The following is a 22,591-nucleotide window of genomic DNA, read 5'->3' on the forward strand; positions in this document are numbered from 1 at the left end:
GACAGGTAGGAATAAAGGGTTATATGATATCAGCAATACTTAAACACTAATTAAATGAACAGTGAAATAATTTATCTGAGCCGATTGGACCGCCAAAGGCTCCCGCACTTTTCCCTTGCCTGGGATATGTGCTGGGAGTCTTTTTTTGTTGGCTATGGAGAGAGATGAGGTAAGAATGAGCGATACGTATTGGAGACAGCTGGAGGAGACGGACTGGGTATTCCGCAAGATGGTCCGCAGATTTGTAAAGGAACGGGATAAGGTTGCAGTAGCAGGCATCTCTTTACCCGGCATGCTGATTCTACATAAAATCATTCGCGAGGGTGAACAGCGGCTTGGGGATTTAGCAGATGAACTGGACTTTACGTCAGGTGCGATCACAGCTTTGAGCGATAAGCTTGAGGCAGGCGGATTTACTGTACGCAGACGTAAGGAAGGGGACCGCAGGACGGTGATGCTGGACATCACAGACAAAGGCCGGAAGATGGCAGAGCTTAACAGCAACATTGGGGAACGATGTATTTCGCTTCTGTTTGAGGGGTTCACGGAAGAGGAATTGGTGCAGCAAAGTCACTTTTATCAGCGGATCATTAGTAATCTCGAAGGATTCTCAGACATCTTGCTGAAGCTGGTGAAGGAGAATGCTGAGGCTGAAGCTTCTCCAAACCTTGAACAGAAGCCACGAGCAGTCACAAAGAAAAGTAATTATCTTAGCTATTAAAATAAATTAAATGTAGGAGAGATGAACGATGGGACATTCAACCATATTTCCAACTGGAGCAACCGTATTTAATCCGAGCAAAGCGTGGAGTGGCTATACCGTATTTCAAGCGGGTGAAGAAGGTGTTGTACTGATTGATATGAACGGTAAAGAAGTGCATCTGTGGAAGGGACTGCTCGGGTTTCCGGCTAAAATCTTCCCTGGTGGTTATGTGCTAGGCAGTACAGGAAGGAGAGATCCCAAATTTGGCATTCAGGATAATGTAGATCTGGTGCAGGTCGATTGGGACGGTAACATCGTATGGAAATATAACAGCTATGAACATATAGAAGATCCGGGTTATGAACCGCTCTGGTATGCCCGCCAGCATCATGACTATCAGCGCGAAGGCAATCCGGTGGGTTATTTTGCACCAGGGCTAGAGCCTAAGGTAGACGGTGGCAAAACCCTAATCCTCGCTCACAAAAATATCTACAACCACCAAATCTCCGACAAGCAGCTGCTGGATGACACGATTATCGAAGTGGATTGGGAAGGGAATATCGTTTGGGAGTGGGCCCCGAATGAACATTTTGCAGAGCTAGGCTTTGATGAAGCGGCGAAAAACGTCTTATTCCGTGATCCTAACTCACGCTCCTTCGGGAATCTGGGGGGCGGTGTCGGTGACTGGTTGCATATCAATTCAGCTTCGTATGTAGGACCTAATAAGTTTTACGATGCAGGCGATGAGCGTTTCCATCCAGATAACGTGATCTGGGATGCACGGGAAGCGAATATTATCGCAATTACAGATAAGCGTACCGGGGCCATCGTGTGGAGAATTGGTCCAGATTACTCACTGCCAGAATTGAAGCATATCGATTGGATCATTGGCCAGCATCATGCGCACATCATTCCGAAGGGCTTGCCGGGAGAAGGAAACCTGCTTGTATTTGATAACGGAGGTTGGGGCGGTTATGGTCTTCCCAATCCATCTTCACCCTTTGGGCAAAAAAATGCACTTCGCGACTACTCTCGAATTCTAGAGATTAATCCAGTGACACTCGAAATTGAATGGCAGTATACCGCGGCAGAAGCAGGATTCTCTGTTCCGACGGATTCTTATAAATTCTATAGTCCTTATATCAGCTCAGCCCAGCGGTTACCGAATGGCAACACCTTAATTACAGAAGGATCTAACGGTAGACTTTTCGAGGTTACGCCAGAGCATGAACTGGTCTGGGAATACATCTCGCCGTATAACGATTCCAGAAATACAAACATGGTTTACCGTTCCTATCGTGTGCCTTATGCGTGGGTACCGCAGCTGGAGAAGCCGGAAGAACAAGCGATTGAGCCGATAGATGTCACGCAGTTCAGAGTACCAGGAGCTGCACCTAAGGGATCGGATTCGGTAGTGAACGTGGCAACAACCCTGCCGTTTGTTGAGGGGGCTGCTTGTGTGGCGACGACTGATGAAGGTAGTAGCCGCAAAGCCAACTAATACATTTGAGGGGGATGTCGTTGTGAAAAAGTCATGGATCAGCTCAAGCTTTCTGCTCTTATCCTTATCCGTTGTTATCCTATTATCAGGTTGCAGCTCCAAAGGTGATGCGTCGTCCTCTAAAGATGGAGCATTGAACGGCAAAAAAGAGACATTGAAGATTAAAATCGCTGACATCAATACGAATCCAACCTTTCGTGTGGCATTAGATAAAGGTATCTTCGCCAAACACGGGATAGACGCCGAACTAGTCAACTTTGGTTCCCCGGCAGAAGGTGTAAATGCACTCTTCATTAAACAGGTAGATGTGGCTTTCGGGGCCGATTTTCCCTTGTTGAACGCAGTGTCGAAAGGAGATTACGCTATCATCGCCTCTGCGGGTCTGGCGACAGATGAAGCTTCTACAGAATGGAAGCTGTTCGTACAGGATGATATCAAGACAGCTGAGGAATTGAAAAGCAAGAAGCTGAGCTTTATTCGTGGAACCTTCATTCCGTACCTTTGGGATGAATATTTAAAAGAGCATAACATCGCGCTCAGTGATGTGGAATTGATAGGGCAGGGAGCCTTTGACGAATCTTATATCGCTTTGAAGCAAGGGGCTGTGGATGGTGCATGGTTCTATGGTTCAGTTCTTAATGATAAGCTGGGTGCCCTTGCAGGCGTACATGAGCTGACGGATATGTCCAAAACAACCGTGCGGTTAGGGATGGGCATTGTAGCAGGGAATGATTTTGTAACGAAAAATCCAGAGGGGATCGCGAACTTTCTCGCAGCAGTGGATGAAGCAGGGGGCTATGCCCAGGCTCATCCAGATGAGGTTGCTGATTTGATGTACGAGGAAGTGAAGCAGCCTAAGGAATCGACGATCAAAGATCTTCCGAACAATCCATGGGCGCTCGGATTCACGCAGGCGGCTTATGACAGTCTGACGAAGCAGAAGAAATATATGGTCGACAATGGAATCATTGAGAAGGATTTTGATCTGGATAGCAAGCTGAATCTTGAACCGCTAACCAAAGCTTTGCCGGAAAAAGTCACGTATAAGAAATAGGAGGGTTCAGCATGTCATCACCTGCTAAGCAGCACACCATTCATATTGAGCAGCTTCGCAAGAGCTACAGTGAGTCAGCCGCTGGAGATGTTCATTATATTATTAAAGATGTGGATCTCGTAATCAAAGGTGGAGAGTTCTTCGTTCTACTCGGTCCAAGTGGCTGCGGAAAGTCGACGCTGCTGAATATGATCGCCGGATTTGTTTCCAAATCTGGCGGTAACCTTCGGGTGGATAACGAAGAGGTGAATAAGCCTGGCAGAGATCGGGCAGTTGTATTTCAGCAAGCAGATTCCTCTTTATTCCCTTGGCTAACGGTTCGAGAGAATGTGGAGTTTGGACTGCGAATGAAGAAAATCGCAAAGGCTGAACGGCGCACGATATCGGATAGGTTCATCGGACTTGTAGGACTGAACGGGCATGAGGAGAAGTTCCCGAAGGAGTTATCGGGAGGCATGAAGCAGCGTGTTCAGCTGGTACGGGTGCTTGCCAATGATCCAGCGATCCTGCTGATGGATGAACCCTTTGGTGCGCTTGATGCGATGACCCGGAGGACGATGCAGAAAGAACTGGTCAACATCTGGCAACAGACGCATAAGACGGTAATTTTTGTAACCCATGATATTCAGGAAGCCTTGCTGTTGGGGGAACGGATCGGCATTATGTCTGTAGGCCCTTCCTCTAACATCACGGACATTTATGACAATACGCTGCCTTATCCACGGGACGTAGCCTCAGCGGAATTTTACTCGCTATACAACCAGATTCAGAGCCATTTCGAAGAATAGGATAGGGTGGGACAGATGATGAAATGGGTGGAAAAGAAATGGGTTTCTGTATCCATACTATGGATTGCCGCACTCTGCGTCTGGCAGCTTGGGGCAGTGATCTACGGTCCTGATGTGATCCCTGGACCGTGGAGTACGCTTAAGGGTGGACAGGAACTTCTGGAAGACGGAACTTTGATGCAATATATCGGGATTAGCTTTTACCGGGTGCTAATTGGCTGGGTACTCGGCAGTTTAATGGCGATTCCCGTAGGTCTGATTATTGGAAAGGTGAATATGATTCGTATCTTTGCAGAGCCTTTTCTGAACTTTATTCGTTTTATCCCGCCGATTGCATTCATTACATTGTTTCTAGTGTGGTTTGGCATTGGGGAGCAGTCGAAGATTGCGTTGATTATGTACGCTACCTTTTTTATTGTGGTGCTGAATACCTTGACCGGTGTGATGTCCGTAGAGGAGGATAAAATCCGCTCAGCCCGTAGTATGGGCGCCAGTGAGTGGCAAATTCTGATTCATGTGATCGTCCCGGCGACGATACCGTATATTTTTACAGGCATCCGGTTAGCGATGGGAACCTCGTATATGGCGATTATCGGTGCGGAAATGATTGCTTCGAACGAAGGTGTAGGTTATCTGATTTGGAATTCCAGATTGTTTTTCCGGACAGATTGGATCTTTGTAGGGTTATTCTGTCTTGGCTTTATGGGCTTTTTCACGGATCGGTTATTTGGATGGTTCGGCAAGAAAGTGCTCTATAGATACGGCGTGGTAAGTGTGGCGGCGCGTAGAAGGTAGTATAGCTTTAAGCATAAACACGAGAACCGCCTGAGTGAATCAGGTGGTTTTTTGGTATGTCTTACTTTTTATTTACAAATATTCCTATCCTCCTTAATGCCGCGAAAATAGTACACGCCTATACTGCAATTGGGTGCCTAACAGTTGGAGCATAGAGAAGCCCGCAAATAAGAAATAGGAGTGAAGGGGAAATCATGAAAAAAGGGATCAAAAATCAATTATCGATGGGTCTAATGTTATCCTTGCTCGTCCTGTTGCTTGCTGCTTGTGGAAATTCGGCTAAGGCTGACGAATCAACGAATGGAAATGCTGGCACCAAAGAATTAAGTCTGACCGAGATCGAGAGTAAAGCTAAAGAAGAGGGCAGTGTTATCAGCGTGGGAATGCCGGATTCCTGGGCGAACTGGAAAGATACATGGAGTGATATGAGTAGTAAGTATGGTCTTACACATTCAGATACGGATATGTCGAGCGCGGAGGAAATTGCCAAGTTTGATGCGGAAAAAGATAAACCAACGGCTGACATCGGAGATGTAGGTATCGCTTTTGGATCGGTTGCCGTGGATAAAGGAGTAACACAACCTTATAAAACGACCTACTGGGATGAGATCCCTAATTGGGCTAAGGATAAGGACGGGAATTGGATTGTCGGCTATCAAGGGACGATTTCGTTTCTGACAAACACCAAGCTCGTGGCTAATCCACCGAAGAGCTGGGAAGATCTGAAGAACGGAAATTACAAAATCATCGTAGGTGATGTAACCAAAGCTGCTCAAGCGCAGATGGCTGTATTGGCCGCAGCGATTGCTTTTGGTGGCGATGAGTCGAACATTGAACCGGGGATTGCTTTTTTCGAAGATTTAGCTAAAAAAGGACGTCTCTCCAATGCAGAAGCTTCTCTTGCTAACATTGAAAAAGGGGAAGTAGAAGTTACCCTGCTGTGGGATTTCAACGCTTTGAACTATAGAGATCAGATCAACAAAGATGGCTTCGCGGTAGCCATTCCGAAGGAAGGCAGTGTGGTGAGTGGATATGCAACGATCATTAACAAATATGCGCCGCATCCTAACGCTGCGAAGCTGACACGTCAATACATCCTTAGTGATGAAGGACAGATTAATCTTGCCAAAGGGTACGCTCGTCCGATTCGTGACAGTGTAACACTGCCGGATGATGTTGCGGCTAAGCTGCTGCCAAAAGAGGAGTATGTTAACGCTAAGCCTGTTGGTGATTACAAGGTATGGGAAGAAACAGCGAAGACCATTCCACAGTTATGGCAGGAACGTGTGCTTGTGCATTTGAACTAGAATTGTTCTTCCCCCAAAAAAAGAAACAGGGCGCCTTCGTTACGATGCCGTAAGGTGCCCTTGTTCTATTCCCGCGACAAGGAGTGAGGAAGTTGAAACAGAAAAGCCGCGGTGTGATCCTGGCACTCATTCCGTTTGCACTGATGGTGTTGGCATTTCAGCTGGTACCTGTATTGTCCATGCTGACGGGAAGTTTCCAAAAGGCAGATGGAACTGGGCTTACGCTAGGCAATTATCTGCATGCACTGCAAAGTGCCTATTACATGCAGGCAATCAAGAACAGCTTGCTGATCTCTTTAACCTCAAGTCTGATAGGGATCATTGTCGGACTTTTTTGTGCATATTGTATTACTCGGTTCACTCCGAGAGTAAGAGACAGACTCTTAATGCTGTCGAATATGACCTCTAACTTCGCAGGGGTTCCGCTGGCTTTTGCGTATATTATTTTGCTTGGTAACAATGGAGTGTTTACGCTCTTATTCAAACAGTGGGGCTGGAGTGTTTTTACCGATTTTGATTTATATAGCTGGTCAGGTCTGATTCTGGTGTATGTATATTTTCAGGTTCCCTTAGCCTTACTGCTCTTGTATCCATCCTTTTACGGAATTCGTGAGCAGTGGAGAGAGGCGGCGTCCTTGCTGGGAGCAGGACCGTGGCAGTTCTGGAAGACGATTGGGCTGCCAATTCTAACTCCGGCGATCTTCGGCACACTGGGAATACTGTTTGCCAATGCGATGGGTGCTTATGCAACGGCATATGCTTTGGTTGGCGGGAATTATAATCTGCTGGCGGTACGTATCGGTTCACTGGTTGCTGGAGATGTGGTTACTCAGCCAGAAATGGGGAGTACGCTTGCTGTTCTGCTGGGTCTGACTACGATTTTGGCCGTCTATTTGAATCATCTGATGGTTCGGCGAACGGAGAGATTTGGAGCTAAAGCGCTCAGTAAACCGGATGTGAAAACCAAATCTTCTCGGCGCTTGTGGACGGCAGCTAGTGAGGAGGTGGGGCAATGAATATACGTAAAGCAGGCTTCGCTCCGCGCACTTTCATGCTAATGCTCATGGTGTATTTATTACTTCCACTGTTAGCAACCGGTATTTATGCCTTCGCGCAGGACTGGCAGAATACCTTGTTGCCTCAAGCTTGGACACTGAATTGGTTTGGAGAAATGTTTAAGGATATTCGTTTTTTGGAGGCGCTTTGGACCTCGCTGTATTTATGCCTGATTAGCGTGGTGCTGAGTCTGGCCGTGATGCTGCCAGCTGTTTTTGTCATCACCATTTATTTTCCGCGCTGGGAGAGCTTTATGAAAGTGATTGTTGTTCTGCCTTATGCGGTGCCTGGTGTAGTGGCTGCGGTGGGACTTATTCGTACCTATTCCTCTGGCCTCTTTGATATCGCTGGAACAGCTTATTTATTGGTGGGGGCGTATTTTGTGGTCATTCTTCCCTATATGTATCAGGGCATTCGCAATAGTCTGTTGACCGTTAACGCCGTAGAACTGCTGCATGCCGCAGAATTGCTTGGAGCCCGCCGCAGAACGGCTTTTATGAATGTGATTTTGCCAAATATCTGGCCTGGCGTTATCGTCTCTACCTTATTATCATTTTCCGTTCTGTTCGGTGAATTTGTTCTTACAAACATGCTAGTTGGCGGGCATATTCAGACGATTCAGGTGTATCTATATCAAAGAATGGGCGAAAGCGGACATTTAGCCAGTGCGATTGCCATCTCGTATTTTCTGTTTATTCTAGTTCTTTCGATGGTACTAATGAAGCTTGGCAAAAAGATGGGAGGAGGCGTTAAGGGATGAACGATTATCTGAAGCTGCAGGGAATACTCAAAATGTTTGGTGAGACCTGTGTGCTAGACAATATAGATTTGGAGATACGTGAAGGGGAGCTTGTGACGCTGCTAGGACCTTCCGGTTGCGGGAAAAGTACGTTACTTCGCTGCATAGCTGGCCTTTCGGAGCTGGATGGCGGCAGAATCCTTCTAGAGAATAAAGATCTGGCAAATCTGCCGCCCCGTAAACGCGAGGTGGGGATGGTGTTCCAGTCTTATGCTCTATTCCCTAATCTGACGGTGAGCCAAAATATTGAGTATGGAATGAAGATGCGTGGTTTGTCCAAAGCCGCCCGACGTAGCCGCTGCGAGGAACTGCTGGTTTTAGTCGATCTAGAGGAGAAGCGGGACGTCTATCCGCAGTCACTCTCCGGTGGACAGCAGCAGCGGGTAGCGCTGGCCCGTTCTCTAGCCGTGCAGCCCAAAGTATTACTGCTGGATGAACCCCTGAGTGCACTCGATGCCAAGATCCGCAAGAATCTACGTGCTGAAATTCGTGATATTCAGAAGCGCTTTAACATGACGACTCTATTCGTTACGCATGATCAGGAAGAAGCGCTGATTCTATCCGACCGCATCTGCATTATGAATGGTGGACGCATCGTCCAAGATGGAACACCGGAAGGACTGTACACCGCGCCGCGCACAGAGTTCGTTGCCCGGTTCATGGGCAGTTATAACGTATTGACTCGGCCAGAGGTGATGGCGCTGTTCCACGGAATAGATAGTGGGATGGACAGCTTTGCTATTCGCCCCGAAGCCGTAACGTTACTGCATGATGGGGCGGGTCAGCAGGAGGCTGCTGCCGGAGCACAACTGGTGAATGGAGTGATTAAATCTGTGTCTGTGCTAGGCAATATTATTCGATGTACGGTTGAGGCTGAAGGAATCCGATTAACGGTTGATCTTTTAAATGATGGACGCTGGCTGCGGGCTAGAGAAGGGGACAAAGTCACATTGGCGTTGAACCCTTCCGAGCTTTTACATTTAGAGCGAGAAGGAGCGTGAGTAGATTGACGGAAATGACCAATAAACTCATTGTGGTTGTCTTGGACGGACTTAGATATGATGCTGCTCGCAAATACATGGGCTATCTGGAGCATCTTGTGGAGCAAGGATCCTTATCTTGTTATCGAGTACAGTCGGAGTTACCCAGTCTATCACGTCCGCTTTATGAAGTGCTCTTAACGGGTACACCCGTGTCCAAAAATGGAATTACGGCTAACCATATTGTGAGACCTAGCCATGAAGAAAGTGTATTTCATTTGGCAGTAGCCGCTAATTTGCGTACAGCTGCTGTCGCCTATCATTGGGTCAGTGAGCTTTATAATTCGGCCCCCTTTGATCCACTGGCTGATCGCCATCAGCATAATGTGATGATGCCAATTCAGCATGGCAGCTTTTATTTCGAGGATCACTATCCTGACAGTCATGTGTTTGCTGATGCCGTGTATTTACGGAGTGCTTATGATCCGCATTTTCTATACATTCACTCCATGAATATAGACGACGCCGGGCATCGTTATGGCGGGGAGAGCAAGGAATATGAGCTTTCCGTGCGTAACGCCGATGGACTGCTAGCCACTGTTTTGCCTATTTGGATGGAGCAGGGGTATAAGATTCTGATTACGGCAGATCATGGAATGAACGCAAATGGGTACCATGGAGGGGGCACCTCTTCCGAGCGGGATGTGCCGTTATATACGTTTGGAGTAGATGCATTGCCTCTGGCAAAAGAAGATCAAGCAATCCCCCAATTAAGGCTGGCTCCGTTAATGTGCCACTGCTTAGGGCTTGCTCCCTCAGCTGCAATGAGCAAGGAAGGCTTGCCCCCTTTTGTGCAAAAGCAACCACTTCATGAGGTGAATGAACCTGTGATTTTAGGATGAAAATAAAATAGTAAAGCAAGATGAAAATCATATACGGGAACGCTGGGTTTTTGTATAATAAATAGTATATTTTACCTATTAGGAGGTTGTCTTTTGAGCGCTTCTAAAGCTATGAAATGGATTACAGGCTCGTTTGAAATTATTTTGGCAATTCCATTTCTGGGTGCTACTATTGTAGTGTTCAGTGGGTACTCTGTACTGGGATTTATGTTTATTCTTCATCTAATCACTTTGATTTTATCTTTAAAGAACAATGAATCTATCTATGGTTCAGTGCTCGGAATTGTAACTTCTTTATTGGCTTGGATTCCAATAGTGGGATGGGTATTACACTTGATTACAGGGATTCTGTTGATGGTAAGCGGTGGACAGAAGACTCGTTATCCTTCGAATCATACCTATCCACAATAATTAAGACATCCTAATACAGCCCGATTCGGACGTTTGTCCGGTCGGGCTGTATTCATGTTATAATGAGGGCACATTTTAGCATGAAGTACATGAAAGGAGGCACATCCATATGGAAGTAACAGCACAAGATGTAGCGGAATGGATGGTTAAGGAAATTCGGTTTACGGGTACCTTGTATCAGACCGCGGCGATTGAATATGTGAAAGAGAATTTTGGGGAACAATTTGTATTTGTGAATGAGAATGGCAATGCCTCACTGTCCAAGGAAGTAAAGAAAGCTTTCCGGAAGCTGCACGGCGGCAAAATCGCGTGGGATCGCGATGGATTTTTGTGGGCGTGGACTTAAGCTGGAGGTGAATATATGCCGGTTATCCGAAGTAAATTAAGTGTGGTCATGGAGAATCATGATCCCAAACTCTCTATACGAAAGCTTGCTAAGGATATTAATTATCACTTTGATTCGGTTCGCCGTATGTATAAGGATGAGATGGTACAGTATCCCAGAGACTTGCTCTTAAAGCTTTGTTTATATTTTAATGTACAGCCTGGGGAACTCATTGGAATCGAAGAGTTGAATGAAAGTGATTGTACAATAGAAGAAGTGATAGGTGAACATGGTTTAAGTAAGCGTTAAATAAATTGAGAAAGTGCAGTTGGGAAGAGTTGAGGAATGGGAAGTTGAATTACCTCAAGTCTTCTTTTTTGTATGGAAAAGGGAGATCTCTGCTAAATTTGACTAGATTATATGGTCATGTTATACTTAGACTGACAAGAATTTATGGTCAAAGAGAGCAGGAAATAAAAAATGAGTAAATTTATTCAATTAAACAAGCGTACTGGCGAAACAAAGTCCCAAAAGAAATTAGCAAGAAAACAGGGACGTATCCCGGCTGTATTGTATGGAGTGGGTAAAGATACTCTGAACGTAGAAGTGGATGAAAAAGAGCTGTTGGGTACTTTGAAAAAAAATCCACGGGCTATTCTGCAAGCAAAAACAACGGACGATGAAGCAATGCCGATCATTGTTCAGCATATTCAAAAGGATTCTCTGTCAGGTAAGATCTTGCATATTGATTTCCAGCATGTGAACATGTCTGTAAATATGGATAGTAAAGTTACGATTCATTTTGCAGGGGAAGCAATCGGCGTGAAAGCCGGTGGCGTATTGCAAGTGGAATTGTATGAAGTAGAAGTTCGTTGTATGCCGGGCGTTTTGCCTACTTCTATGGAAGTAGATATTAGTAAACTTGATATTGGCGATCAGCTGCTAGTTTCTGACCTGATTTTCCAAGATGGAATCGAAGTGCTGACCGATCCGAATGCAGTAATGATTCAGATTAAGACTGTGCATGAAGAAGTTGAAGAAGCAGTAGTAACTACAGCTTAAATATATATTTATATTAAAAAAAGCAAGTTTCCAGGGAAGAGGAAACTTGCTTTTTTTGCGTGTAAATCATACGGGAACTTCTCGCTGATCCTTTGCCATAGGTGAGCTGCATAAGGGGCAGGGCTTTGAGGTTAGATGATCCTCAGCTCCGCCAGCTTTCATGCGTGTCCAACCAGGACAACTGCTGCCCGTGCAGTTCCATACCGGAACGACATGGGTTTTTGTAGCGGCTGTTCGGCTGGTCGGCAAGGATCTTGTTGTCACGGTTCTACTCACCGTAGTTGCTGCTGTGGAAGAAACCGCTGAACGGAAGGCGGATAACATGAAGCGGGAGACCTCCGCTTTTTTACCCCGATGCTGTGCAGGTGAGCTGATGAATAGCTCCTCTCGGGCTCTCGTAACGGCCACGTACGCCAGTCTCCGTTCCTCCTCCAGTGCTGCTAAGCTTGAGGCTCCGCTGCTTCCGGCAGCAAGCTTGCGGTCTTTTAACCGGTCGCCCTCCAGTGCAGAGCTATGCGGAAGAATTCCCTCAGACGCTCCAATTAAAAAGACTACAGGAAACTCTAGCCCCTTTGATTTATGAATGGTCATTAATGCAATCCGATTGCCTTGCTCTTTAGTGCCTGGTTGGCGATTATGCTCGTTACGCTCCGTGACATTATCTATGAAATCAAGAAAGGCAGGGATGCTGTCGAAACGCGCCGCGGAGGATTCTAGCTCATCTAGCATTTCTTTTAACGTCTCTCGATGCAGCGTCGCTTGATGCCGTTCATTCGCTTCGATGAAATAATCATAGAATTGGGTACGAATCTGCCGGATTGCTTGTATTGGGGTCAGTTCGCGTATATTTCGGATTAGATCGAGTCGATCTCTTAGTTTAGTCCCTTTGAAGTCTTCCATGCCAGGCATAGACAATAGGTGGATTAACGGTCCTTGCTTGGGCTGTCTAGCTTCCATCTGGCGGATATGATTCATACCTTTTTCACGGTTCATATATAGTGTCGGCAGGATATTCTCCATCGCTGCAAAATTTCGCCGATTCAAGGAGAGTCGCAAATGATCCACTACCGGAGAGATCAGCCAGTGCTCGTACAATAATTGCCCTTCTCCGTAATCAATATAGGGAATATCGCGTAAAAGGAGCAGTTCGAGAACGGCCCGATTGCTGCTCGAGGCCCGGTACAACATGGCGAAGTCGCTATATTCTCTTTTGCCGCTAGAGACCTCGTTTAAAATATGCTCGATCATCTGCTCGGCTTCTTCATCTGCAGTTTGCGGACGCATATATCGTGGCTGACTTCCACTACCTCTTGCGGCTTGCAGGGTTTTGGAACGCCGACGTGTATTGTGCTTGATAATGCCGTTGCCAAGTCCAACGATAGCTGGGCCTGAGCGGTAATTAATATCGAGTGTAATAACCCTTGCTCCCGGATAGAGCTTCTCGAACTCTAGAATGAACTCACTGCGCGCTCCGTTGAAGGAATAAATCGTTTGGTCATCATCACCAACCACCATTAGATTATGCTGTGGGTGAGCGACCATTTTGACAAGTTCGTACTGCAAGGCGTTTGTATCCTGGAACTCATCCACCATCACGTACAGATATCTCATCTGCAACTCTTGCAAAAGCTCCGGACGCTCCTTCAGCATCCGATAAGCAATTAAGAGGACATCGTCGAAATCGATTTTGAAATTGTCTAGCTTCCATTGTTCGTATATTTCCAGAATGGACTTCATTTCTTTTTCGGCGGTGGTGCCTTCTGGTAGATCTTCCACGGTGCCCATGTTCATTTTGCAGGAAGAGAGCAGAGAGAGTACGGTTTCCGGTGGATAAGCATCCTTCGGCAGTCCGAGCTCACGCATGATCTGCTTCAATAGGATGTGCTGGCGCCGTGTCTCACTGAAAATTTCCTGTTGCAATCCTTGTCTGCGCAAGAAAAATAAGAAAAAAGAATGGAACGTACGGGCCTGAAGTCTTGCAACGTCCGCTGTGCTAACTCCCGGGAGCAGGGCGATTCGTTCGCGCATTTCTGCCGCGGCTTTACTCGAAAAAGTCAGCAATAGCAGCTGACTCGGCGAGACGCCGCGCACGGACAACAAATAACCGGTTCTGCAGATCAGAACCGAGGTTTTGCCGGAGCCTGCACCGGCCAGTGTCAGCAGCGGCCCTTTATGATGCCGCACCGCAGCAATCTGCGGGCGGTTGAGCAGGATGCCGCCTTCCTCGAGCCTGCGGAAATAAGCGGAGTCCCCCTCCTCCCGCTTCACTAGCTCTGTGCTGGTCTGTGCTGAAGCTACTGCCGCTTGCGGGATGCGTTCGCCGGTTGCTCCCAGCGGGATATTATGAAATAAGAGCTTATTCAATAGATTCACCTTCATATATTTCTGTATAGAGTGAGCTCAACAAAACTAGTTGGAGAATGGTTGAGTTCATCTTAAAATGTGCCGATTAAAATACGCCGAAAATTTAGCCAATCTACAATATACCATCCCAGCCTTTTTACTGCACAGAAAAAAATGCTGGATATAGTATGGGGGAGTGTGGAGCTTGGTTGTGTGAATGGGGATTGGTGGGCGGGATGTACGGTATAAATCCCGTAGAAAAGCGGGAATCGGGCTCGAGTGGCGGGATGTAGGGTATAAATCCCGTAGAAATATGGGAAATGGGCTCGGTGAGTGAAATGTACGGTATAAATCCCGTAGAAAAGCTGGAATTGGGCTCAAGTGGCGGGATGTACGGTATAAATCTCGTAGAAAGGCTGGAATCGGTCTCCGCGGGCGAAAAGAACGGTATAAATCCCGTAGAAAGGCTGGAATCGGTCTCCGCGGGCGAAAAGAACGGTATAAATACCGTAGAAAAGCTGGAATTGGGCTCTGGGGGTGAAATGTGCGGTATAAATCCCGTATAAATGCGGGAATTTGGCTCCGGCGGCGAAAAGAGGGGTATAAATACCCCAGAAGTGAGCGGAATTGGCTTTGTGGGCGAAAAGAAGGGTATAAATCCCCCAGAAGTGAGCGGATTGGGCTCTATGGGCAAAAAGAAGGGTATAAATCCCCCAGAAGTGAGCGGATTTGGCTCTGTGGGCGAAAAGAGGGGTATAAATACCCCAGAAGTGAGCGGAATTGGCTCTGTGAGCGAAAAGAGGGGTATAAATACCCCAGAAGTGAGCGAATTGGGCTCTGTGAGCGAAAAGAAGGGTATAAATACCCCAGAAAGGAGCGAATTGGGCTCTATGGGCGAAAAGAAGGGTATGAATCCCCCCTTGTCCTCTCTTAAGTTTACAGTAAAGCCCATTCCCTTTCCTTATTATCCTCATATCCTAAAGCAAAATCATGATATGGAGATGACCGTATGCCCTCGCCCAATAAGGTCCGCATAAGACATGCCGTTACCATAGATGTACTGATTCCGGCTATCGAGAAAGATTTGGCTACACTCCCCTATGTTATTGACGCTGTCCGAACACATGTTAAGCATCCGATAGGTCGTATATTGATTGTTGCTCCAAAAAAGACTCGTATACTGGATTTCTGCCGAAAAAAGGGCTGTACCTTTGTCGATGAGAATACAGTCCTTCCGATTACAAAAAAAGATATCCATTACCGTTCACGGAAATGGGAAAGATCCGGTTGGTTGTTCCAGCAATTGTTGAAGCTGAATGGTGACAAGCTATGTACGGCTGACTATTTTTTAGTCATCGATGCAGATACGGTCTTAATCGCTCCTCATCGATTCCGTGAAAAGGGAAAGACGATTTTTTACAGTCGCAATTGGAGTCAGCCTCAGTACTTTACAACCTATAGGAAGCTAATGGGTAAGAAGGCGGCATCTGCTTCTTCTTTTGTGACGCATTATATGCTGTTTGAACGCAGCCAATTGACTCAGATGAAAAGAGAGATTGAAGCAAAGCATCAGAAGCCTTGGTATTCGGCGATTATACACAGTATGAACCGAACTAAGCAATTTGCTTTTTCTGAATTCGAAACTTATGGGAATTACCTGTATTCAAAGGATCGCGGGGGCATGAAGATCCAAAAAGCACGCAATAAAGGCCTCCATATGAATGCAGGTCAGCTGTCCAAGCAGAAGCTCAATGAGCTGGCGGAAAGGTATAGATCATTGTCTTTTCATAAACGAAAGGGGTATGTGAGAACACCGAGTAGTAAGTCCAGCGCAGGGGGGCGATAGCGTTGCAGATCGTGCTCCTTTCAGGGGGATCGGGGAAGAGGCTGTGGCCGCTGTCGAATGAGATCAGGTCAAAGGCATTTTTAAGACTTCTTCCAACAGAAAATGGCGGCATGGAGTCGATGATCGAGCGAGTATGCAGAGGGCTGGATGAGGCAGGATTGTTAGATTCAAGCTGCATTGTAACCCATCGCAGTCAGGTGGAAATTACCCGCAAATCTGTTGGCAATCAGGTTGCTTTACTGGCGGAGCCACAGAAGCGGGGAACTTTTACTGCAGTTGCATTGGCGGCGAGCTATTTGCATTCCGTGAAGAAAATAGACTTAGAAGAGATCGTTGTGGTCATTCCGGTGGATTCTTATGTGGAGGCTTCTTTTTTCAGTCAGCTTCGGCAGTTTCCCAGCGTGCTGTCCGAATCACAAGCGGATATTGCCCTGATCGGTGTTACGCCTGAATTCCCATCCACACAGTTCGGGTATATATTGCCGAGTGAAGGTTCAGAGGGGATGTCTTTTTTAAATGTGAAGCAATTTGCAGAGAAACCAGACGAAATGGCGGCAGCCGAGTTCATCTCCTGTGGAGGACTATGGAACTGTGGGGTGTTCTCCTGCACATTAGGATACTTGCTCTCAACTATGGTGGAACGGAATCTTTCAGCAGATTACATGGAGCTAGTGGAGCGTTATGACGAATTGCCAGAACGAAGTTTTGACTATGAAGTGCTTGAGCATACGCAGCGAGCAGTAGTTATTCCTTACACCGGAGTTTGGGCGGATATTGGTAGTTGGGATGCGCTTACCCCTCATTTGCAGGAAAAGGTAATTGGCAGGGGGAGCATTTCTGAGGATTCAAAAGGAACCTATTTAGTGAACGAACTCTCTTGTCCCGTACATGTCATCGGTGCCCCAGGTTTGATTGTGGCGGCGGGTGCGGATGGTATTTTGGTTGCTGGGATCGAGCAGGCGAAACGGATTAAGCAGAAGCTGGAGGGTCATGCCGCGAAGCCGATGATTGAAGAAAAGCGGTGGGGAAGCTCACGCATTCTGGATTTCTCACGAACAGCAGCTGGAGTTGAGGTTACGACTTCCAAAATCACGATGTTGGCAGGGAAGCACACCAGCTATCATTTTCACAGGCATACCAAAGAAATATGGTCTTTTCTTTCGGGCAATGGAGAGTACCGTATGAACGGCGTTCTTTATGCAGTTGCAGCCGGAGACACAGTTATAGTACCTGCCGGTGCGAGACATGGTTTGCGGGCGATTACGCCGCTCGAATTGATCATTATTGAACTGGTGACATCTTCTGATGTGGGGGATTATGTACGTGTTTCTGCTGAATGGGTGGGGGAGGAAAGCGCTCCTGATCATTTGTAATTCAATAGATTGAAAAAAATCAACCGGGTTTAATCCAGCGTACATGTCCCGGTTGAATTTAATTTTAGAGTGTAGCTAATTTACATCACTGCATTTAAATGAGTTATAGATCTGAGCCACCTTCGTATCTTTTGGATGGAAATCGAAATGTGACCTCCGTTCCCAGTCCTAGAATACTGGTAATGGACAAGCCGTACTCTGGTCCGTACATTAGCATAGCCCGGTCATTTACATTTTTGAGCCCATAGCCTATAGACTGGGATTTAAGCAGAAGATTGAGTCGTTCTTGTGGGATGCCAACGCCATTATCCTTTACTTTGAAGATGATACACTCCTCCACCATTTCTCCGGATAGAATAATTTTGCTTCCTTCTTCTTCTCTATTCTCAATACCATGAATAATAGCATTCTCAATTAGAGGCTGAAGCATCAGGTTAGGCATGTAATAAGAGAGAATAGCCTCGTCGATCTGATATTCTATCTCAAAGCTGTTGCTATGCATGTTAAGCTGAATCTGTATATAAGATTGTACATTCAATAGTTCATCTGAAACCGAAATAATATTATTCCCTTTATTCAGCGTAGTCCGATAGAACGTGGATAGAAGCTGAGCCATTTCACTTATATCTGTTGCATGGATTCGAATGGCTCTCCAATTGATGAGCGAAAGAGCATTATATAGAAAATGAGGATTAATCTGAGCCTGTAGGGCTTTCATTTCATATTCTTTTCGTGAAATTTCCTCAATGTAGACTTTATCGATTAACACTTTTGTTTTGTCAACCATATTGCCAAAGCCTCTGATTAAATCCCCAATTTCATCTTTGGATGTGCTGGTGACGGTAACTTCCAGGGATCCCTCTTCTACGGTGCGCATATTATTGCGCAGACGCTTAATTTGTGAATTGAACTTTCGAGAGAATAGATTGGCGGTTATAGCAACGGCAGCAATACAGGCAACAATAACAAGCCCAACTGTCGAAAGGATTTTCCAAGCAGAATTCGTAATCATCTTCGTAGGTTTGCATAACATCACTGTCCATCCTGATATAGGAACTTCAGATTGCAATACAGTGTACTTTGTATTTTTCCATTGCAGCGTATCTAAGTTGTTTGTGCTATTGGAAGGAATATATCCTTCTATACCAGGCGAGGCATAGATCGACTTTCCATAAGCATCTTTGACGAGAATCTCTGAACCTTGAGAGAGTAGGGAGTCAAAAGGTGTGAATAACGAATCGTAATTCACACGTGCATACAGCACATTTTCTTTTGGATCTTTCTGTTTCGTATTAATAATGCGTCGAACAGCAAAAATCTCCTTATTATCCGTAAACCACAGGACATCGACTGACTTCATCAACGTCGGGTACCAATGTTTCTGTTTAATATCATTTAGGGCTCGGACAGTATTGCCATGTGCCAAAAGATTGGTTCCTGTATACAGAGTGATTTGTTCTACACCTGTATTTAGATACCGTGCCGTATTGAAATTTTGGTCAATCACATGGGTTAACTGATCATACATTTCATACATACTTGTGTAGGTATGATTAGCTGAATTAATAATTTCCTGATTAAAACTCAAGAAATTCATGAGTTTATTGTAGACATCCAGATGACTATTTAAAGCTAAAGCCCCTTGATTTAAGGCTGCTTTCAAATCAGATTTGGATTGCTTAATGAGGGATGATTTGGCTTCTTGATAGCAGAAGCTGCCCAATATAATCACAGGAATCATACTGATTAACATAAATGAAAGCATGATCTTGGTTTGAAACTTCAAGTCGCGAATATTTTGCTTAAGTGTCCGCCAAAGTTGCATGATGCTCCTCCCGATATACAGAGGACTTCTGATTATACTGTCTATATTTTTCTGGTGTGTACCCGTAGAAATCCCTGAAATTTTGGCAGAAGTATGAAATATTGCGATAGCCCACTGCGGTGCAAATATTTGATATTTTTTGATGCGTATTTGTTAACAACTCTTTTGCGTTTTGCATGCGGACATTCTTAATATATTTATTAAGCCCACAGCCTGTCTGCTTCTTGAATATGGAGCTAAGATAATGTGGAGACAAATACACTTTAGCAGCAAGCATTTCCAGACTGAGATCATCTGCATAATATTGTTCAATATATTGTTTGACGGCATCGACATCACGGTTCTGAGTAGGCTCATGGTTAGTAGAGTTCTGATCAATCCGAGCGATACCTTCAAATATGATATCTTTGATATCCCGCAAATCTTCAGATCCATATATGATCTCGACGGCAGTCTGCAGCTCCATTTCTGATATAGGTGCAGCTTGTGTCATGATCTCTTGATAGATTGTGGAGAACATATACTTTACATATAAATGTGAATACTGTACTTGATGTACGTATTTTTGATATAAAATCTCAGTATTTGCTCGTAAGCTAAAAATATCTTGATCCTTCAGATTATTTCGAATCTGATCTAGTAGATGGCTATCTGTAAGGTCTGGATACAAGGCCTCAGAGAAATGTAAGTCATTTTGTGTATTAAACACAAAGGTATCTGGGAGAAAAAAACGATATTCCATCAATTCTTCTAATGAAGTCAAAAGTGAACCTAAATCTAGTATTGAGGTTACTTCCTCTTTCATAGCGAGATAACAATTTACTTTATATTTATCAAAGATGCAATGATGCAGGTGCATCGCTGAATTATTATCAAACTGGGAAGAAGGGGACTCTTGCTCGGGAAACAGTAGTAGACTCTGACATCCGTTTAGATTTAAGTAATCAGCAGATGTGTCTACTAAACCAAGAACAAACTCTTCGAACTCCGAATCCACAGATTCAAAAAATGGCTTATCGAATTCTAACAAAAGCATTTTATTGTAATGGCTGGGTAATTCAATAGACAGCTCTTGAAGAGGCGGCGGGCTTCCGATGCCATTGACTAGAGAGAAGAGTAGATGTTTTCTCACATAGCTTAGCTTTCTTTGTGACGCTTCTTCTTTTTGTTGCTGGTTCTTTAATTCCTGAATAACTTTTTCTAAAGTAGTTTGGAATGCTTCAATGTTAACCGGTTTCAAAAGATACTCGGATACGCCCAGGGAAAGGGCTGTTTTGGCATACTCAAATTCAGCGAATCCACTGAACAAAATCACCTTTAATTTGGGGTGCAACTTTAATGCTTCCTTTGTTAGCTGTAATCCATCCATTATAGGCATCCGCACATCGGTAAATAGAATATCGACAGAGTGTGCGCTTACATATTCAAGTGCTTTACGACCGTTTTCTGCAACATGCAATTGGAGGGGGAAGCCAAGCTCCTTAATGAGGAAAGCAATCCCCTCTCGCTCCTCCTTATGATCATCTACCACCAATATGGATAACATTATTTACCACCTTTCGACATGTAGTGACATTGATATTGTAGTATAAGATCTTCGACCGTAGCAATTATTCCTCGATATTATCGTTAATGATGAGTATTTATTTGTGTAAAACATAATTTTTTTGCGTTTACGATGGATAGCAATAATCTATAAACTTAAGGAAGTAACAATATAAATTTTTTTGAAGCTGGCCGGCGCTTTGAAATCGTTTTCTAATACGAGTTTTTTTATAGAAAAAGGGAGGCTCTTATAATGAAACATAAATTGAGAAAATCAAGCTCCATAGTATTAGCATCACTATTAGCTGTTGCTATGGTAGGTTGTTCAAGTTCTAATAATTCTTCAGCATCTACCCCAAAGACAGATGCGAGTGATCCTGCATGGAAAGAAGCACAGACGACTCCATTTGGCGCCTATCCTGAAACAGTTACTTATTCTGTTGGACAAGTGGCAACGAGCTATTCAGCACTTGCAGGAACGCCTTATGAGAAAGATAATGCCACAAACAATGTGTGGACAAGATATTTCAAGGATAAGCTGAACATTCAAAATACGACCTCGTTTGAGTCCAATGATGGTACAGACTATAGTCAGAAAGTTTCGATGGCGATTGTAAGCGGTGAAATCCCTGATCTAATGGTGGTTCCTGACTACGCGACATTGCAACAGCTTTATGAGAACGATCTGATTGCAGATCTGACCGAGGTTTATGAAAATACTGCCAGCGATCGAATTAAGGAAATTTATGATTCCTACGGTGGTCGTGTTCTGGATAGCGCAAAGTTCGATGGCAAGCTGATGGCCATACCAACTACTGAAATCTCACATGGTCCTGGTATCCTCTGGCTTCGCAAAGACTGGATGGACAAATTGGGACTTGCTGAGCCGAAATCAATGGCTGATGTCGAGAACATTATTAAGCAATTTGTAGAAAAAGATCCAGGTGGTAACGGAGCGGGTAAAACGCTAGGTCTTGTTGTCGATAATGAAAACGTTGCCGGTGTCTCTGGTGGACAATTCTCATTTAATAATATCTTTTCACTATATGGTGCGTATCCAAAACAGTGGATTGATGATGGAAGTGGAAAGGCTGTATACGGATCTGTTCAACCAGAGATGAAGCCAGCACTGACCAAGTTGTCTGAAATGTACAAGAATAACTTGATAGATCGTCAGTTTGCAGTACGTACTGGTGATGACCGCAAGGCGCTACTTACAAGCGGAAAAAGTGGGTCGTTCATGGATAACTGGTGGGGAAGCTGGACTGTGGCTGACACGCTTAAGCTGAATCCAGAAGCGGAATGGGTATCTTATGTTGCCCCACAATCAGAGGATGGCTCGCTTACAATGTTCACTGGAAATCCTTCCAGCAGTTATTTGGTTGTTCGCAAAGGCTTTGAACATCCTGAACTTGCAGCCAAGCTTGTGAGTGTTCAATATGACTATCAGCGTTACCAAGAAAAAGATGAAAAAGCTTTGAAAGAATTTGAAGATTATAAGAGTATGAATGTTGGCGGATCTCCGCTCGCTATTAATATCGATTATTATGACGCTTTCTATCGTAACGTTGACATCATGAAAGAAGCATTAGAAACAGGCGATACAAGTAAATTAACTAGCAATGAGGATTTAACGGCTTATAACTCCTATAAGAAATTTCTTGATAGTAAGAAGAATGGAGAAACACCAGACTCCAATGCATGGGCTGGATATACTTCCAGTATTACGACAGCTAGTTTGGTGAAAGCCTCTAATATTAAAGAAGTGAATCCATTATTCTTTGGAAGTACATCATCCATGACGTTGAAATGGCCGACACTTACTAAAATGGAACTTGAAATGTACTTGAAGATCATTACAGGTGAGCAAACACCTGACGCATTTGATAAGTTTGTAGAAAGCTGGAATAAAACTGGCGGCGAAGTAATTACTAAGGAAGTTAACGAAGCGATAGCAACCAAATGATGTTGAAAGA

At 44.9% G+C, this 22,591-nt stretch carries 22 protein-coding genes; 19 read left to right on the top strand and 3 right to left on the bottom strand.

The genetic code is table 11. The annotated features are described in order from the left end of the window. Nucleotides 1-154: 154 nt before the first annotated feature. From NSS87_RS01555 to NSS87_RS01620, 14 genes are all read left to right on the top strand, one after another. Complete coding sequence (locus tag NSS87_RS01555) at nt 155-721, top strand: MarR family transcriptional regulator (protein ID WP_231573460.1); 567 nt, start codon at nt 155-157, stop codon at nt 719-721. 28 nt (nt 722-749) lie between these two features. After that, nucleotides 750-2,204: an aryl-sulfate sulfotransferase gene (locus NSS87_RS01560; RefSeq protein ID WP_339244383.1), complete on the top strand. Its 1,455-nt coding sequence runs from the start codon at nt 750-752 to the stop codon at nt 2,202-2,204. Nucleotides 2,205-2,226: 22 nt separating this feature from the next. Continuing rightward, nucleotides 2,227-3,258 carry an ABC transporter substrate-binding protein gene (locus tag NSS87_RS01565; RefSeq protein ID WP_076285212.1) on the top strand — a complete coding sequence of 344 codons (1,032 nt, stop codon included), beginning with the start codon at nt 2,227-2,229 and terminating at the stop codon, nt 3,256-3,258. An 11-nt stretch (nt 3,259-3,269) separates the two neighbouring features. Then, a complete protein-coding gene (locus NSS87_RS01570) occupies nt 3,270-4,046 on the top strand; it encodes an ABC transporter ATP-binding protein (RefSeq protein WP_339244385.1) in 777 nt (258 codons plus the stop codon). Between the two features lie 18 nt (nt 4,047-4,064). After that, a complete protein-coding gene (locus NSS87_RS01575; protein ID WP_339248386.1) occupies nt 4,065-4,841 on the top strand; it encodes an ABC transporter permease in 777 nt (258 codons plus the stop codon). Nucleotides 4,842-5,035: 194 nt separating this feature from the next. Continuing rightward, complete coding sequence (locus NSS87_RS01580; protein WP_076285102.1) at nt 5,036-6,148, top strand: extracellular solute-binding protein; 1,113 nt, start codon at nt 5,036-5,038, stop codon at nt 6,146-6,148. A 92-nt stretch (nt 6,149-6,240) separates the two neighbouring features. Continuing rightward, on the top strand, nt 6,241-7,164 hold the full coding sequence (locus tag NSS87_RS01585; RefSeq protein ID WP_042184211.1) for an ABC transporter permease subunit: 924 nt from the start codon (nt 6,241-6,243) through the stop codon (nt 7,162-7,164). Continuing rightward, complete coding sequence (locus NSS87_RS01590; protein WP_042184213.1) at nt 7,161-7,964, top strand: ABC transporter permease subunit; 804 nt, start codon at nt 7,161-7,163, stop codon at nt 7,962-7,964. Before NSS87_RS01585 ends, NSS87_RS01590 begins: the two co-directional genes overlap by 4 nt. Next, nucleotides 7,961-9,004, top strand: coding sequence for an ABC transporter ATP-binding protein (locus NSS87_RS01595; RefSeq protein ID WP_339244387.1), 1,044 nt, complete (start codon nt 7,961-7,963; stop codon nt 9,002-9,004). Before NSS87_RS01590 ends, NSS87_RS01595 begins: the two co-directional genes overlap by 4 nt. A 14-nt stretch (nt 9,005-9,018) precedes the next feature. After that, nucleotides 9,019-9,885, top strand: a complete 867-nt coding sequence (locus NSS87_RS01600; RefSeq protein WP_339248387.1) for an alkaline phosphatase family protein — start codon at nt 9,019-9,021, stop codon at nt 9,883-9,885. 93 nt (nt 9,886-9,978) lie between these two features. Beyond that, nucleotides 9,979-10,296, top strand: a complete 318-nt coding sequence (locus tag NSS87_RS01605) for a hypothetical protein (protein ID WP_060623858.1) — start codon at nt 9,979-9,981, stop codon at nt 10,294-10,296. Nucleotides 10,297-10,405: 109 nt separating this feature from the next. Beyond that, nucleotides 10,406-10,642, top strand: coding sequence for a hypothetical protein (locus NSS87_RS01610; protein WP_042123499.1), 237 nt, complete (start codon nt 10,406-10,408; stop codon nt 10,640-10,642). A gap of 15 nt (nt 10,643-10,657) precedes the next feature. Next, nucleotides 10,658-10,930, top strand: a complete 273-nt coding sequence (locus NSS87_RS01615) for a helix-turn-helix transcriptional regulator (RefSeq protein ID WP_262495646.1) — start codon at nt 10,658-10,660, stop codon at nt 10,928-10,930. A gap of 171 nt (nt 10,931-11,101) precedes the next feature. Further along, complete coding sequence (locus tag NSS87_RS01620; RefSeq protein ID WP_042184221.1) at nt 11,102-11,683, top strand: 50S ribosomal protein L25; 582 nt, start codon at nt 11,102-11,104, stop codon at nt 11,681-11,683. Nucleotides 11,684-11,749: 66 nt separating this feature from the next. On the opposite strand, the gene NSS87_RS01625 is transcribed toward NSS87_RS01620, so the two are convergent. Continuing rightward, entirely contained in the window at nt 11,750-14,047 is a 2,298-nt protein-coding gene (locus tag NSS87_RS01625; protein ID WP_339244392.1) for a UvrD-helicase domain-containing protein, read from the bottom strand. A 308-nt stretch (nt 14,048-14,355) separates the two neighbouring features. Between NSS87_RS01625 and NSS87_RS01630 the strand changes: the two genes are divergently transcribed. From NSS87_RS01630 to NSS87_RS01645, 4 genes are all read left to right on the top strand, one after another. Further along, nucleotides 14,356-14,592, top strand: a complete 237-nt coding sequence (locus NSS87_RS01630) for a hypothetical protein (protein ID WP_339244393.1) — start codon at nt 14,356-14,358, stop codon at nt 14,590-14,592. Nucleotides 14,593-14,661: 69 nt separating this feature from the next. Next, nucleotides 14,662-15,063, top strand: a complete 402-nt coding sequence (locus tag NSS87_RS01635) for a hypothetical protein (protein ID WP_339244395.1) — start codon at nt 14,662-14,664, stop codon at nt 15,061-15,063. Then, entirely contained in the window at nt 15,036-15,872 is an 837-nt protein-coding gene (locus NSS87_RS01640) for a DUF6492 family protein (RefSeq protein WP_339244397.1), read from the top strand. Before NSS87_RS01635 ends, NSS87_RS01640 begins: the two co-directional genes overlap by 28 nt. Nucleotides 15,873-15,883: 11 nt before the next feature. Continuing rightward, nucleotides 15,884-17,245 carry a sugar phosphate nucleotidyltransferase gene (locus NSS87_RS01645; RefSeq protein WP_339248389.1) on the top strand — a complete coding sequence of 454 codons (1,362 nt, stop codon included), beginning with the start codon at nt 15,884-15,886 and terminating at the stop codon, nt 17,243-17,245. Between the two features lie 103 nt (nt 17,246-17,348). Here the strand turns inward: NSS87_RS01645 and NSS87_RS01650 are convergent, their stop codons facing one another. Together NSS87_RS01650 and NSS87_RS01655 are read right to left on the bottom strand one after the other, a co-directional pair. Further along, nucleotides 17,349-19,070 (bottom strand): sensor histidine kinase, encoded by a 1,722-nt coding sequence (locus NSS87_RS01650; protein ID WP_339244398.1) that lies wholly within the window; start codon nt 19,068-19,070, stop codon nt 17,349-17,351. Continuing rightward, complete coding sequence (locus NSS87_RS01655) at nt 19,048-20,616, bottom strand: response regulator (RefSeq protein ID WP_339244400.1); 1,569 nt, start codon at nt 20,614-20,616, stop codon at nt 19,048-19,050. The genes NSS87_RS01650 and NSS87_RS01655 overlap by 23 nt, the downstream gene beginning before the upstream one ends. A gap of 252 nt (nt 20,617-20,868) precedes the next feature. On the opposite strand from NSS87_RS01655, the gene NSS87_RS01660 reads away from it, so the two are divergent. Further along, nucleotides 20,869-22,581 (top strand): extracellular solute-binding protein, encoded by a 1,713-nt coding sequence (locus NSS87_RS01660; protein WP_052404119.1) that lies wholly within the window; start codon nt 20,869-20,871, stop codon nt 22,579-22,581. Nucleotides 22,582-22,591: the final 10 nt, after the last annotated feature.

Origin of the sequence: Paenibacillus sp. FSL F4-0243 (assembly GCF_037963295.1) — a bacterium.
GTDB lineage: Bacteria > Bacillota > Bacilli > Paenibacillales > Paenibacillaceae > Paenibacillus_AQ.

Bases quoted from the DNA above. Each gene is read 5' to 3' on its own strand.
- NSS87_RS01555 (WP_231573460.1), top strand. From the start codon at position 155: ATGGAGAGAGATGAGGTAAGAATGAGCGATACGTATTGGAGACAGCTG.
- NSS87_RS01560 (WP_339244383.1), top strand. From the start codon at position 750: ATGGGACATTCAACCATATTTCCAACTGGAGCAACCGTATTTAATCCG.
- NSS87_RS01570 (WP_339244385.1), top strand. From the start codon at position 3,270: ATGTCATCACCTGCTAAGCAGCACACCATTCATATTGAGCAGCTTCGC.
- NSS87_RS01575 (WP_339248386.1), top strand. From the start codon at position 4,065: ATGAAATGGGTGGAAAAGAAATGGGTTTCTGTATCCATACTATGGATT.
- NSS87_RS01580 (WP_076285102.1), top strand. From the start codon at position 5,036: ATGAAAAAAGGGATCAAAAATCAATTATCGATGGGTCTAATGTTATCC.
- NSS87_RS01590 (WP_042184213.1), top strand. From the start codon at position 7,161: ATGAATATACGTAAAGCAGGCTTCGCTCCGCGCACTTTCATGCTAATG.
- NSS87_RS01595 (WP_339244387.1), top strand. From the start codon at position 7,961: ATGAACGATTATCTGAAGCTGCAGGGAATACTCAAAATGTTTGGTGAG.
- NSS87_RS01600 (WP_339248387.1), top strand. From the start codon at position 9,019: ATGACCAATAAACTCATTGTGGTTGTCTTGGACGGACTTAGATATGAT.
- NSS87_RS01610 (WP_042123499.1), top strand. From the start codon at position 10,406: ATGGAAGTAACAGCACAAGATGTAGCGGAATGGATGGTTAAGGAAATT.
- NSS87_RS01615 (WP_262495646.1), top strand. From the start codon at position 10,658: ATGCCGGTTATCCGAAGTAAATTAAGTGTGGTCATGGAGAATCATGAT.
- NSS87_RS01620 (WP_042184221.1), top strand. From the start codon at position 11,102: ATGAGTAAATTTATTCAATTAAACAAGCGTACTGGCGAAACAAAGTCC.
- NSS87_RS01640 (WP_339244397.1), top strand. From the start codon at position 15,036: ATGCCCTCGCCCAATAAGGTCCGCATAAGACATGCCGTTACCATAGAT.
- NSS87_RS01650 (WP_339244398.1), bottom strand. From the start codon at position 19,070: ATGCAACTTTGGCGGACACTTAAGCAAAATATTCGCGACTTGAAGTTT.
- NSS87_RS01655 (WP_339244400.1), bottom strand. From the start codon at position 20,616: ATGTTATCCATATTGGTGGTAGATGATCATAAGGAGGAGCGAGAGGGG.
- NSS87_RS01660 (WP_052404119.1), top strand. From the start codon at position 20,869: ATGAAACATAAATTGAGAAAATCAAGCTCCATAGTATTAGCATCACTA.